The sequence below is a fragment of the Sphingobacterium sp. UBA2480 genome (assembly GCF_002341965.1).
Lineage (GTDB): Bacteria > Bacteroidota > Bacteroidia > Sphingobacteriales > Sphingobacteriaceae > Sphingobacterium > Sphingobacterium multivorum.
Genome location: NZ_DDPA01000009.1, coordinates 605112 through 619521 on the forward strand (window position 1 = coordinate 605112; position 14410 = coordinate 619521).

Annotated in this window: 12 protein-coding genes; 9 read left to right on the plus strand and 3 right to left on the minus strand. The window is 38.4% G+C overall.

Annotated features, from left to right (window positions below; translation table 11 throughout):
- Positions 1-280: 280 nt before the first annotated feature.
- From B3600_RS23130 to B3600_RS23140, 3 genes are all read left to right on the plus strand, one after another.
- Positions 281-1027 carry a nucleotidyltransferase domain-containing protein gene (locus tag B3600_RS23130; RefSeq protein ID WP_286754546.1) on the plus strand — a complete coding sequence of 249 codons (747 nt, stop codon included), beginning with the start codon at positions 281-283 and terminating at the stop codon, positions 1025-1027.
- A complete protein-coding gene (locus B3600_RS23135; RefSeq protein WP_286754547.1) occupies positions 1024-2091 on the plus strand; it encodes a DNA polymerase beta superfamily protein in 1068 nt (355 codons plus the stop codon). The genes B3600_RS23130 and B3600_RS23135 overlap by 4 nt, the downstream gene beginning before the upstream one ends.
- Positions 2092-2419: 328 nt before the next feature.
- Positions 2420-3166 (plus strand): hypothetical protein, encoded by a 747-nt coding sequence (locus B3600_RS23140; protein ID WP_286754548.1) that lies wholly within the window; start codon positions 2420-2422, stop codon positions 3164-3166.
- 81 nt (positions 3167-3247) lie between these two features.
- Here the strand turns inward: B3600_RS23140 and B3600_RS23145 are convergent, their stop codons facing one another.
- A complete protein-coding gene (locus tag B3600_RS23145; RefSeq protein WP_286754549.1) occupies positions 3248-3775 on the minus strand; it encodes a hypothetical protein in 528 nt (175 codons plus the stop codon).
- Between the two features lie 205 nt (positions 3776-3980).
- Between B3600_RS23145 and B3600_RS23150 the strand changes: the two genes are divergently transcribed.
- The 4 genes from B3600_RS23150 (at position 3981) to pgl (ending at position 8436) form a co-directional block, all read left to right on the plus strand.
- Positions 3981-4586, plus strand: coding sequence for a DMP19 family protein (locus tag B3600_RS23150; RefSeq protein ID WP_286754550.1), 606 nt, complete (start codon positions 3981-3983; stop codon positions 4584-4586).
- 212 nt (positions 4587-4798) lie between these two features.
- Positions 4799-6217: an NADP-dependent phosphogluconate dehydrogenase gene (gndA, locus tag B3600_RS23155; RefSeq protein ID WP_286754551.1), complete on the plus strand. Its 1419-nt coding sequence runs from the start codon at positions 4799-4801 to the stop codon at positions 6215-6217.
- A 9-nt stretch (positions 6218-6226) separates the two neighbouring features.
- Positions 6227-7708: a glucose-6-phosphate dehydrogenase gene (gene zwf, locus B3600_RS23160; protein ID WP_070566428.1), complete on the plus strand. Its 1482-nt coding sequence runs from the start codon at positions 6227-6229 to the stop codon at positions 7706-7708.
- Positions 7709-7725: 17 nt separating this feature from the next.
- Positions 7726-8436 (plus strand): 6-phosphogluconolactonase, encoded by a 711-nt coding sequence (pgl, locus tag B3600_RS23165; protein WP_286754552.1) that lies wholly within the window; start codon positions 7726-7728, stop codon positions 8434-8436.
- A gap of 143 nt (positions 8437-8579) precedes the next feature.
- Here the strand turns inward: pgl and B3600_RS23170 are convergent, their stop codons facing one another.
- On the minus strand, positions 8580-9674 hold the full coding sequence (locus B3600_RS23170; RefSeq protein WP_286754553.1) for a hypothetical protein: 1095 nt from the start codon (positions 9672-9674) through the stop codon (positions 8580-8582).
- A gap of 151 nt (positions 9675-9825) precedes the next feature.
- On the opposite strand from B3600_RS23170, the gene B3600_RS23175 reads away from it, so the two are divergent.
- The gene (locus tag B3600_RS23175) at positions 9826-12171 is read left to right on the plus strand and encodes a TonB-dependent receptor (protein ID WP_286754554.1); all 2346 of its coding nucleotides are present in this window, start codon (positions 9826-9828) and stop codon (positions 12169-12171) included.
- Positions 12172-12385: 214 nt separating this feature from the next.
- On the opposite strand, the gene B3600_RS23180 is transcribed toward B3600_RS23175, so the two are convergent.
- A complete protein-coding gene (locus tag B3600_RS23180) occupies positions 12386-12661 on the minus strand; it encodes a hypothetical protein (protein ID WP_286754555.1) in 276 nt (91 codons plus the stop codon).
- Between the two features lie 629 nt (positions 12662-13290).
- Between B3600_RS23180 and B3600_RS23185 the strand changes: the two genes are divergently transcribed.
- Positions 13291-14406, plus strand: coding sequence for a hypothetical protein (locus B3600_RS23185; RefSeq protein WP_286754556.1), 1116 nt, complete (start codon positions 13291-13293; stop codon positions 14404-14406).
- Positions 14407-14410: the final 4 nt, after the last annotated feature.

Sequence of the window (14410 nt, forward strand, 5' to 3'; positions counted from 1 at the left end):
AAGCCTTTATTTTGTCAACGAAGGAGATTATGAGCTGTTCTTTATGAATAGCTTATATCAGTGGCATGAGATGGGGGATAATACTTTCGTTTAACACTGTAATACGCATTCTATCTGCGTACTTCTATATTTCTGTGTAAGCTTCAATTTTTTCAAGAAAATTATCTACCTGATAATAAGAGGTCTTCCATTGTTTTTATGCTCTTTTTTTAATGCGCAAAAAGGCTTCAGTAGCGCAATCGATCTTTGTGTTAATGAAAATTTAAAAAAGCATGAAGAAATGAAAGCATATATCATCAAGAAGCTCATGGAAATAGAAGCGAGCGAAGGAGTACGTATACTTTTCGCCTGTGAATCAGGAAGTCGAGGTTGGGGATTTCCGTCAATCGACAGTGATTACGATGTTCGGTTTATTTATGTAAGAAAAGCAGAGGACTATAGTCTTTTGTTTCCGCTTCCTACCGAAATGCGGTTTCCGATAACCGATGACCTTGATATCGCAGGCTGGGATCTGTTTAAAGTACTCATCTTAATGTATAAGAGGAATGTGAGCCCATTTGAATGGATTCAGTCACCAGTGGTCTATCACGAGTTTAACGGATTCAAAACAAGTTTTAGGACAATGATCGAAAATTATTTTGACGCACGTAGGCACGCCCATCATTATCTTGGGATTGTCCGAAGCAAAGTGAAAGATCTTCGGCGAGAAACGATGAAGCTCAAGAGCTTATTTTATATCCTCAGATCTTTACTAGCGGCAGACTGGAGTATGACCTATCGCAGTTATGCGCCGATGACATTGGCCGAACTATCCGTATTATTGCCCAATGTTGTTAAAGTCGAAGTCATGCAGTTACAGAAGTTGAAAAGCCAAGTCGATGAAGGTTTTGCATTCAGCTGTTCAGCTACCATAAGGAGTTATATCGAAACAAAGTTAATACATTTAGAGAGCCAAGTAGAACAGGTTCCCGTATCCGTATTGGATAAGGAAGGACTAGAGAATTACTTTAAAACTATATTAAGATGACTATAGACGAACTTCGAAAGAACGGGCTGATCCTGTTTGAGGCCGTTGTCGGCAGCCGGGCATATGGTTTGGCCACCGCATCTTCCGATACGGATATCAAAGGGGTATTTTATCTGCCTCTGGAAGATTACTTGGGTGGTCAATATACTGCCCAAGTGGCTAATGCGAGCAATGATGAAGTGTATTATGAGCTAGGTCGCTTCGTCGAGCTTCTATCAAAGAGTAATCCGACTGTATTGGAGCTATTGGCTAGTCCTGCCGATTGCATCGTATACCGAGATCCAATAATGGAGCAATTTAAAATGCAGGAATTTATTACGCGGGAGGCCGCTATGACTTTTGCGCAATATGCTATGGTACAGGTGCGTAAGGCAAAAGGGTTGAATAAGAAAATCAACAATCCGATGGATCACGAACGTAAAAATTTGCTGGAGTTCTGCTTTATCATAGCCGATAATGGTAGTTTACCGTTAAGCGCGTGGCTAAGCAGGCGGCATTGGAAGCAGGAAAACTGTGGTTTAGCAAAGATTGGACATGCAAAGGGAATGTATGCCCTATATTATGATCAGACTCAGACTTTGGGTTATAAAGGCGTCGTGGCTAACCTGGATAGCAATGAGGTGTCGTGCAGTTCTATCGCAAAGGGTCAGACACTTTGTGCGTACCTCTGTGTTAATTATGAATCTTATTCATCTTATTGCAAGGCGTATAATGAATATTTCAGCTGGGTGTCAGCACGCAATGAGGCACGTTTTGAGGGGACAATGGATCATGGGCAGGGTTATGATGCGAAAAATATGATGCATACCATACGTTTATTGCAACAGGCAAAGGAGATTGTATCCAAAAAGAAATTACAGATACAACGTCCCAATAGGGAAGAGCTCCTGCGCATCAAGAATGGCGCCTATAGCTATGAGGATCTTTTTGTCTGGTCGCAAAAGCTCTTTCAGGAAGTTGAAGAGCTCTGCTTGCACAGTTTATTTCCGGTAGCGCCAGATCAGGTTAAGCTGAAGCATCAATTGGTTGATATGCGTAAGCGTCTGTATCATGTTAAGATTTAATTCTTCATGTCAAGGAGAAGTCAGTAATGGATAGCGTTCCACCATCCTTAAACTTCATGGAAACTAATGCATACTTTGGATTTTAAGCAAAGCATTTGCGATTTCGGTTGCTTTCTCCCGGATGGTGACCGGTTGATTTTTATATGATGGTGGATAATCTCCATTATACCAAGGCATAATTCCTCATTTTTGTATTTAGAACAAGGCACGCGTAGGATATCAAATAAATTTATCTGTTTCTGTACTAATTAGTTAATTGACACAGGATTGTTACAGGAGGAATTTTTTCTTAATTTCGAACCGTTAATATTTATAATTCATTCCATTTATGCTGTTCATTTATACACGTTACGAGTACGTTTTAGGAAGTAAAAATATCACTGCAACATTAAAAAATGAGACCATACCGCAGAATTTCAATCTTAGTATCATTACACCTGCGACCAAATTTTTAGGGTTTCCGGTTGGAGGAGGTCTGGTAAAAATGTCTCGTTTAGTCAATCAGTACGGGCAGGTCATCCACGCAAGAAATTATTCGCCTGAAATAAAAGAAGAGGTAAAGAAATTTAAGAAGACACTAGAAATTCCCTATTTCAAACTTTGGAAAGGGTATTTGATTATAGCATCGATAGCAATTATCGGCTCTATTATTTACGGTATTAAACTGAACATGGATGGCAAGAAATATCGGAATGAAAAAGAAAGTCTTGCTAAGTCGGCTCAACAATTACAGGCAGGACAACTATATGGTGCAAGTTTCTTTACCGATGCTGAAGGAAATAACATCCAAGGTTTACCAGCAGGTTGGGTTAAGATTCTAAAGATAGAAGGAGATACAATCTTTGTCCAACGGTCTAAAAAAATATCGGATCGTGCGATGTTTGAAATGAAAGATTTGGAATCAATTAAGCCAACATCGGATGAAGATTGGAATAATAAGATCGAAAAAATGAATTATACGCTATTTAAAGAAGCTGTGAACAATAAAAATTTATCCGGTATTGATTTATCTTATATTGGTGCAGATCACGATAAATATTCTGGCGTTATTATGTCTTTTAAAGGCGTTGAATGATATTATTTCTAGAATTAAAACTGGAAAAATGGGATGAAAGCTCGCAAGTTTATTGTCAGGAAGAGAAGAAATACATCGATATTACCAATTATCAATATTGGTTGATTTTTCAAGAATGGATTTGATCAGCCCATTAAAGTACGCGTTTAAGAATTGATGTTTTTTCTCATTTTTGGGGCTACCGTTGCCTTTGAAATAAAATTTTTTCACGTTCATTTTATTCCAAGTACCGTTGTAATTCATAATTTGAGCACTGAAAGTTGGACTATTGATTTTTATTTTTCCATCTTTAAACAAAAAAGACAAGGTATAATCGACATCATAGTAAGCAATACCCGATGTTTTAAGTCCTCTTTGTTGGTAAGCTGCTAAAGTTATCGCCTGCCCGGGAACCAAAGTCAGGCCTTCTTTGGGATTGGAATACAAGCTATTGATCGACTTTAATACATTATTGTAAAGTTCTTGCTGTTTAACGCCAGGAACTTCTACTACGGTATAATCTAGATTCTCTTTAGAAACGAAACCTGTTGGAGCTAGGGTGAAATATTGTGGAAACGCCAAATTTGTGAACAGAAGCAAAAATATTCCGGTAATGATATAATTTTTCATATTAAATTGTTTTAAAGAGAATTAACTTAGCCAATTTTACAAAATAATTCTTTAGTCGCATTAATGTTTCTGCAATGTACTTCATTGTAAAAGAAAATCCAATTGAAAAGTGCATACAGAGGATGTCGAACCATTTTATAACTATACCACTGAGGAAATTGTTTGCAAATCAATGTATATATTTGAATACTAAAAAGATTTAAAGATGATAAAATCAATGCGAACACCAACTATTACCATTGGAATTATAATAATTATTTTAAATTTATTTGGCTGTTCTGGACATACTAAGCAAAATAATAATAATAAGCCATCAATTCAGAATCCATTAACCGAGCAGATTATTGATACGACTTCGGATGACATGTTATTGGAAGTCGTTTATGATAACCTCTTTCGTAAGTTATCGCCGGCATATGACAAAGAATATGAAATCGTCTTGTCCTGGAACAAATCCAGACAAGCAATTTATATGATCAGCCAATTAGAAGGAGAAGTAAATAATGGTGGTTATAACCAGTTTTATTTTAATTCAAGCGGTCAATTTGCTGCTGCGTTGCCAGAAGCGCTGAAATTAGTTGGCGCTACTCAATTTGCTGATCTGACCGAGCGGGCAAACAGCACATTTGAAAAGGAGAAATCGAAAATAACCGAAGATCAGGATGGTACGGTAGAAGGTTTTAGTAAATCTTATGAAAACAATCCGCTAAACAAATTTGACGAGGAGTTCTACAAACTTAATGACGCTAAAAACTTGCAAAAAATTCTGGTTGACTACATCCGAAAGAAAAAGAAAGAGTTTACTGATTAGCATGTATTTACATATAGCCAAAAGTAAAATTAAAATTAGAGAATTTGGACCTCGATAGTTTATATGTTGAACGATGCCCTTATCACCGTATTGATTAATGACATTTTCCAGTTGATGATAAAAATGTCACAATGGAAAGAAAATTTTAGATAATTTTTTTACTGACATGCATTTCAGTAATTTTGAATTTATAACATAAACTTTAAGTAAGAATGGAAAAGTATAATTACGGGGTCATTGGTCTGGGTGTAATGGGAAGAAATCTGCTTTACAACATTGCCGATAATGGTTTTTCTGTCGTAGGATTCGATTTAGATGAAGAAAAGGTAATCGAACTTCGTAAAGGAGTGGCTTCAGGTACACAGGTTGTTGGAACTGTTTCACTAGAGGAATTTGTATTGAATTTAGAAAGTCCGCGAAAAGTTATTTTGATGGTACCAGCAGGCAAACCGGTTGATGCTGTTCTTGAAAGCATAACCCCGCTGCTGAGTCCAAAAGATATTGTCGTTGATGCGGGAAATTCTTATTTCAAAGATACCGAGAGACGTATAGCCGATTTAGCTTCTAAAAACCTTCATTTTATGGGAATGGGAGTTTCTGGAGGAGAGCAGGGCGCCAGAAGAGGACCGAGTATTATGCCAGGGGGAGATTTGGAAGTTTTCAATTTGGTGAAGCCTATGCTGGAAGTTATTTCAGCAAAAGTAAAGGGGGAGCCCTGCACCGCTTATATGGGGAAAGGAGCTGCTGGGAATTATGTTAAAATGGTTCACAACGGTATTGAATATGCCATCATGCAATTAATCAGTGAAGCATATGATTTACTGAGAAAAGGAGCTAATCTTACGAATGAACAATTGTATGAAGTTTTCAAAAGATGGAATGAAGGCGAGATGAATTCTTTCCTTATTGAAATAACAAGAGATATCTTCCAGCAAAAAGATGATGTAACAGACGGTTTTCTTGTCGACAAGATTTTAGATAAAGCAGGAGCAAAAGGAACCGGAAAATGGACCTCCCAGGAGGCTATGGAAATTGGGGTTTCTATTCCAACCATCGATATTGCCGTAACATCAAGAATTTTATCCGCTTACAAAGATGAGCGAGCAAAAGCTTCTCAATTATATGCTAAAGAAGAAGTAAAAACTCCAGAAAATACAGAATTGTTTATCAAAGAGGTGGGGGATGCTTTGTATTTATCTACTTTAATCAGTTATGCTCAAGGTTTGGCATTATTGGTAAAAGCTTCTGAAGAATATCAGTTTGAAATTCCGTTAAAAGATGTTGTTAAAATCTGGAGAGGTGGGTGTATCATCCGTTCTGTTTTATTGGAGAAATTTTATCTGGCTTATTCAAAATACGAGAACTTATCTAATATTTTATTGGATCAGGAAATTTCAGAAATTGTAAAAGATAAAATTCCGTCATTAAGAAAAACAGCTGCTTTTGCTGTATCAAACGGAATTCCAAGTTTAGGAATTCAGTCGGCTCTAGGGTATTTCGAAGCTTACACCACAGCATCTTTACCTGTAAACCTGCTTCAGGCTCAGCGTGATTATTTTGGTGCGCACACTTACCAAAGAACGGACAGAGAAGGAGTCTTTCATACTTCATGGCAAACCCCAAATAACTAGATCCTAACAATGAGTGACAATACAATCCTGCATCCAACAACGATCGTTATTTTTGGTGCAACAGGGGATTTGGCAAAAAGAAAGCTTTTTCCAGCCTTCTACAATTTATACATCGATGGCAGAATGCCCAAAGGTTTTAATATTCTAGCTTTAGGAAGAGCCGAAAATACGGATGAAAAATTCAGCGCTTATATTAAAGAAAATCTGGAGAGTTTTTCCAGGAAGACCGTAACCAAGGAAGATTGGGCTGGTTTTCAGGCTCACATCAGCTATTTTCAGCATCAGCTTGATGAAGAAAGCTCTTATCAGAATTTATATCAGAAACTGGAGAATTTTGATAAGGTGTACGGAATGAGAGGAAACAGACTTTTCTATTTGTCGATTGCACCAAACTTTGTATCTGTAATTTCAAATCATCTTAAAAATACATCAATAGCATCTGATCCTGCAACAGATCGAATTATTATCGAAAAACCTTTTGGTCACAATAAAGAATCTGCCATTGAGCTAAATAATCTTCTTTCACAAACTTTCCAGGAAGAACAGATTTATCGTATTGATCATTATTTAGGTAAAGAAACAGTACAGAATATTTTGGCATTCAGGTTCGGAAATTCAATTTTTGAACCTCTTTGGAACCACAGACATATAGAATCGGTGCAGATCACGGTTGCCGAAGAAGTAGGAGTGGAAACAAGAGCCAGTTTTTATGAGCAGACAGGAGCTTTGCGCGATATGATTCAGAACCATCTTTTGCAAATTCTTTGTATGGTTGCTATGGAACCTCCGGCTTCACTTGGATCGGGTGAGATCAGGGACCGTAAAGTTGATGTTTTAAAATCCATCCGTAGGATTTCTCCTGAAAAAGTAGATCATTATGCGGTAAGAGGACAGTACGGACGAGGCAAAGTAAATGGGCTAAAAGTAAATGGCTATCGCCAGGAGGAGGGAATTGCTCCTGATTCCAATACCGAAACATTTGTCGCTATCAAGTTTTATCTGGATAATGAAAGATGGGAAGATGTTCCTTTTTATGTTCGTACCGGGAAGAAGATGAAAGAAAAGCATTCTTATATAACGATTCAGTTTAAGCCACTTCCCAATTCTATGTTTTCAGAAAGCACCTCGCTTCTGTCGGCTAACCGATTGATTATTAATATCCAGCCACAAATGGACATCAGATTGCAGTTTATGTCTAAAAAACCAGGCTTGTCCTTAGCGCTTAAACCTGTGGAAATGATTTTCGATAATTTTGCCTGTCAGACCGATACTCCCGAAGCTTATGAAACTCTTTTATTGGAAGCACTTGTCGGAGACCTTACACTGTTTATGCGCTCCGATCAGGTAGAAGAAGCTTGGGATGTGATAAAAACAATTCAGGAAACCTGGGAAAAAACCAAAGACCCCTCTTTCCCAAATTATGCTTCAGGAAACTGGGGACCTGATGACAGTGATGCACTGGTAGAGCGGCAGGGACATCAGTGGGTTTAAAATCTAATTAAAAGAAAATGAATATTACGATATTTGATAATCTGGATGCTTTATATAAAGAAGCAGCAGATACATTTGTTGAGCTTTCGAAAAAAGCAATCCAGAAGCATGATAAATTTGTGGTTGCGTTAAGTGGTGGCTCTTCACCGAAAGCTATTTTTAGTTTATTAGCTACTCCTGAATATGCCGATAAAATAATTTGGGAGAAAATCCATTTTTTTTGGGTAGATGAAAGATGGGTTTCTCTTGAAGATGAGAAAAGTAATTTTAAGATGACTTTGGAAGTACTTTTGAATAAAGTTCCAGTCAATAAAAATCAGATTTTCCCCATGTATAAAGAGGGAATTGAGCCTGAAAATTACGCTAAAGAATACGAAGCGCAAATTAGAAATGTTTTGGGAGCTGACGGTGTTTTTGATTTCATCCTTTTAGGAATGGGCGATGATGGCCACACAGCTTCTCTGTTTCCAGGTGAAAAGATTTTACAGGAAAAGGAAAAATGGGTTGATGCCTACTATCTAAAGCCGCAGGAAATGTTTAGGATTACGTTGACTGAACCTATCATCAATAAAGCTGAAAATATTCTGATTGTTACATTCGGTAAATCCAAGAAAAACGCTTTGAACGAGGTTCTTAATGGTGTATATAATCCTGAACTATATCCGCTACAGTTAATTGAAAAGAAAGCAGAAGTACAGCTTTTTACTGATAAAGAAGCTGGAATTTAATTTAATTGTCTTTTCGGGGTAAGCAATATTAACCTCCATTTCGAAATTGAGATTATTAAAAAGACCTTTCCGCTATTGCGGAAAGGTCTTTTTGATTCCTCTTATCATGCGATGGAAGAATCACTGTAACCAGGGTATTTCGGTTATCCTTCAGACATTGCTAAAGTGAGGTTAGCCGTAAATTCAAGCCCTGTGGTCGTCAGTGCCTTTATGGATACCTTATAGCTACCAGCTTTCAAACGATCACTTTTTTTCACGGAAACTGTACCTGTTTGGGCATTTACGCTAAACAGGTTTTCGCTATCTGTAAATGGCAGTCCATCTTTTTGTATTGAAACCAGTTCAAATGCAGATTTATATTTTTCGGGATATAGTGTTGGTGCTGCAGAGACATAACCATTTGAAAGACCGATGTGTATCAGACTAAAGTCGATTGTCAGGTTTAGATCGGGATAATATTGTCCAAACAAGAACTTAATTTGTGGAATCAGAATGACTCTAAAAGTCGTTGAAGCGACAGGAAAACCATCTTTCCTAAGTTCGGGAGTCAGTTCGAACGACCTTTCAGCTTTTTTTTCCGGATCGCCAGCATCTTTTGATAACTTGATATGTGTATCTGCTATTGAAGCGATATTTTCCTGGCCATCCTTTTTTGCCAAGTGGAAACTAGCGCCATTAATCGATAGGCCTAGAGGATCTATTTCAAAATCAGTAGATTGGTCGTCATACAATACATACGAATAAGGTAACTCGCCGCCGCTTTTTAGGCCTTTGATAGCGATTGTTCCAGCCGTTATCTTGACTGAAAAATTTTCTTTTCCTACCACTGTGCCATGCGATTCTTTGGCTATCACTGTGACTTTATAATCATCGGGAATGCGTGCGCTGCTCGATTGGGCTCCGTTTGGATAGAGTAGGGCACTGTTAATCTGTATGCTTTGTTTTTCGCTATCGTATTTGATTGCTTGATTCAGTTTGTCACTGAGCTTACTCCCGTTGCTCAAATTGATGTCTGCAGTCTGGGAAAAGTCAAAACTGAATGTCAGTCCTGTACTTGTAGTTAGGTCTTTCGGAAGATGAATTTCTTGTGTTTCGCCGTAGCGTAGACTGACCTGCGATGGTAACGAAAGTGAGATTTCAGTGGGAGTAGCGGCTGTTTCCTTTTTACAGGATGATGCCGAACCGAGCATCAGAGTCAGCGCTGCAGCTAGAGCGATTGGTGTGTTGATGTACTTCATATGATGTAAAATTTTGACGAAGGTAGTAATTGTAAATTATTAATGCAACATGATTGCATTTGCTATTATCTTTTTTATTTTTGCAGTTCAAACAGGAATAGGTTATACTATGTTACGGTATCAGAATAAAGTTTTTTTAGCATCTCTCGTGATGTTAACTAGCGCAAAAATTGCGCATGCACAGCGCAAACCATCAGTGGATACGTTGCGAAGCTATACGCTTCCCACCGTAGAGGCAACTGGCTTTGTGCCGGGGCATGGGCAAAAGAAGAGGCTCGATCGAAATCAGCTAGATCGTATTCAGGCGCAAACGCTCGGTGAAACATTGAGTCATATTTCAGGGATACAAAACGCTTCTTTCGGTCCTAATTCTGGTATGCCCATGATACGCAGCCTAAGTGGTAGCAGGATAGGTGTTCTTTCCAATGGTCTTTCGGTCAATGATCTGTCGGGAATCAGTCCTAACCTAAATCCCAATTTCGATATAGACAATCTACGCGAAATAGAACTTTACAAGGGTGCTGCTACTGTATTATTCGGAGGAAAGGCGATTGGTGGAGCGGTCAATCTCAAAGACAACACCATTCCTATGACCCGTCTGCCACAGAAGATTGCAGGCCAGGCCAGTGCGGAGTTAGGAACCAATAGTGGCAATAGCCAGTCGCTGGCCTTCAATGCAAACCTTGGAAAATACTGGGCGGGGCATATCGGCGCGATGAGGCTCAGGCACGGAGACCTTAAGATTCCGGGCAACACAAAGGCAGCTATTGCTTATGATCCTAAGATCGATCATTTGACAGCTGCAATGGCACAGGTAAATGTCGATCGCGAGACGATTCGAAATCTGACACTATATCCCTATTTAAGTCAGTTTGTGCTCGATAACATGGGCAATCCAAAGTGGGGTTTATCGGAGGCCGACCTGTATACCTTTGAAGATTATTCATTTATCAATGGTGCAAAAGTCCGAAATCCTCAAAATGACAAATATATCGCTGGGCAGGATCCCAACACACCAATGTACACCGAAGTCGTTCATGGGATTACAGATTACCTACCTGTCAAACGCGGAGTGATGCCCAATAGTCATGCCGAGAGAAGCGCTGTCAATGCAGGAGCCAGCTATATCAGAGACAACTTTCGAGTAGGTCTAGGGCTTTACGCTCTTGAAAGCTATTATGGTATTCCTGGTTTTGCACAGCGCAACAAGCCTGTCCATAGCCACAGCACAGTTTGGACCCCCATATATGAGCCGATCAATACACGCACTTATTCCTATGCCTGGCAGTTAGAATCTGCTTTTAAGCCAAACACACAGTTGATCTCGGAGATTAAATTTAGTTATAGAGGTGAGTTGTCGGACGACCGGGAGCTCTTGGGCAGGTACCGTGTCAATAAGTTTGATAGCGAGCGTCATGCGCTTCGATCGGAGATAACGAATCAGTTTACCCGTTTTTGGTCTGGGACGAGTGGATTTGATTTTTCATTTGTAGCCTTAAAGGGCGAGGGGGATCGGCGGTATATTCCCAATAATCTGAGTTGGGAAGGAGGGATCTTTACGTTGCAGAAAATAGAATTTAATCCAGTTACCCTTCATATGGGCTACCGGCATGACTGGATTGCCCGACGTACTTTGAGCGATCCTACCTACCAGCGGAGCCGGGGGATGGCCGGGGGACAGCTTTTGGCTCGGGATTTTAGCTTAAACCACTTTTCGGGAGATATCAACTATTCTATTTTTGACATTGCCTATTTACAGGCTACATTTTCTCACGCAGAACGAGCACCAGGGGTCAATGAACTTTATGCAGGGAACGACCATTTCGCGATCCTGGTAGAAGAAAATGGAGATGATCGACTTAACAAGGAAAGCTCAAATTCCTATGAGTTATCCGGAGGGATAAAATATGCTGGATTAAAACTGTCGGCGACGCATTACCGCAGCTTCTTTAAAAATTATCTCTATTTGGCTCATACAGGCATTTCCCGTTCTGGTGGTTTTTTGGTTAAGGAATGGCGTGCTTCAGACACCGAGATCCAGGGTTGGGAGTTGGAAGGAGGTTATACCTATGCGTGGGCAGCCGGTTGTCATCTCGCATTAAATGCGTTCGCCGATCTTGTCAAAAATATAAATACATCAGATGATAGTATGCGCAAATGGGCCGAAGGAGATTATATGCCCAACCTACCGACCAGTAGATATGGAATATCCGCGTTACTTCAATATAAAAAGTTTTTTGGGAACGCCAATTTCGACCGGTATCTGAAACAGCGTTATTTAGGCAAAAATATCAATATTGAGCCACCGATGCCGGCCTATTCCTTGCTATCTGGTCAATTAGGTTACAAGGGGAATCTAAAAAAGTATGAATTTGTCTATTTTATTTCCGGAAATAATCTGCTGAATGTTGAAGCACGTCCGCAAAATTCCATACTCAAATATCTAGCTCCATTACCGGGGCGTAATATCTCTATTGGATTAAAGCTATTGCTCTAATGAAGAACGGTGACGATCGATTCATATAAGTCCGTTACCTCCCGACTTTTGAAAAAGGGGCGAAACCAAATCGAAAAATTCTGCTGGTGATTCACTTTCATTATTTAATAGATTGTTGCCCTGAATGTTTTTATAGGGGACATCGATATTGACGACATCAGCTTTATAAGCTGAACTAATGTTTTCTATTTCCATTTTAGCGAGCTCCCCGTGTTTAACTGTTTAGAGGACGCAAGATTATTGCCGACCTGTTCTCCCGTACCAAATTAATGTATTTCGGCAGGGTAGCAGTTCCCGAAAGTATGGTCTCAAAATTATCTTCACTTATGAGGTTCCAACTAGCCCAAGCTTTATACCATCGGAGTTCATAGGAAATACTGGTGCCATTTTTTTTCAGAATAAGTTTATGCTCACCAGGTTCATCCATAAAAACAACTGATTTGTCAACTTTAGTTCTTAATTCAATGGCAGATTGTGCCAATTCTTTCAACGAATCGTGAAAAAAGGAAATGTTGAGTGTGACAGTCTTTTCTATATTGCCAATTTCAAGAGCAGCCTAGTCTCCAGTATTAAAGGTGAAAACTGATTTCATTGTTTTTAGCGATTTCCTCTACAATTTAAAAAGAATATATTATATCCGTGGGATTTTGTATTTCAAACCTCACCCTTTTCGGTATCTCCCACATACCGCCTAAATACACCTCATCGAAGCTGATCGTTGGCAGATCGGTATTGTATTGGCGTGTTCTATTATTGCACAGGTTACTTGCAAATAAAGTTGATGATTTTTCATTGTTAGATAGAATACATATATGGTTTCCTCGTCAACAATATATTAGCTGTTTTCAGCTTTGTGTTAACTTTTTGTTATAGAATATTTAAAAAATTAACATAAACCTTTTTTTATTTAAAAATTTATTACACAAAAGTGTAGGATTGAATATTTCATTTCATTGAAAGAAAATTATAATTAAATTTGTGAATCAAGTTTCTGTATGTAATAGTGGTTTTTAGTATTTTTTTTAAAATATGTTCTTCCTTTTCAATAGAATGCTTGATAGAAGAAAACGTATTCAAATAATAGCAAGCTGACTTGCTTGATTTTTAATTTTAAAATTAATGATAAAGATCATATCGAATAAGGTTATTGTAAATACCAGAATTGCTGCGGCATGTTTTATAGTTTTAGGATCAGCATCTTGCAGTAAAAGTCCAATGCCAGTTAAGCCACCTATCGTCGATAGTACAGGTAAGAAGATAGACTATAGTGTTTATGATTTTGAAAGAATGGCAGCGCTTAGTAATCGTTGGATATCCGATACATTATGGAATGAAAAAAAGAACGAAATTATCGGATTTAGGCTTAAGAAGGCAGCAGATTATGCTTTTTCGTATGATTCTGAAAATTATTTAAAACAACCTTATTTTAATGTATTTGTTTCCTTAAACGATTTTCCAGAATTTAATTTGACCCAATATCAATCGCAGTCTGCCTCCTATATTCCTTATGTGCGATTTAATCGTTATAATTCAAATCCCGTCGCGTATCAAAAAATTGCGAGCAGACAGGATCTAGATCAATTTATAAAAGATAAGTTTGTTGACAAGGGCCCGGTAAATTACTATGGCCATCAGGATTATATTTATCATTTTAAGCAATTTGAGAATCTACGTCTTGTTTTTAGCGGAGATGTGGATATAAAATCGAAGTTCGCCATCCCTGATTCACGTTATAATAGGATGGAAAATACGGGCTGGCTATACTATAGTTATAAACCGACATTTAATATCAAATCACATGCAGAGGAAAAAGATTTCAAGAAACTATTCCCTACGGCGAATTTAACTGGAGGCAACATTGTCAGGGTAGCAGAAATAGAATATGGAAAAAGTGCTTATATGGTCGTGGATGGCCCTGAAAAAATTAAGCCTATCATCTCTAAATTATCTTTAGACCCGCAGAGTTTAAGTGCTGACGATAAGAATCTTTTAAACAAACAACACGCTTATTTTTACCTTATTGGCTATCAATCTTCGGATTTAGATCTGATACGAAATGCGCCTAGCACCGTAGAAAAAATAGATGCTTATCTAGCCTTGGCAATTCGCTCCCCAGAAACAAAGACTTACGAATATCCCCATATAGGAGTTCCCGCTTTATATAAATTAGAGTCATCCAATTTAAATGATGAAACTTTCAAAACCCTTCAGTTTACAAAAGAAATAAAATTTTAATACA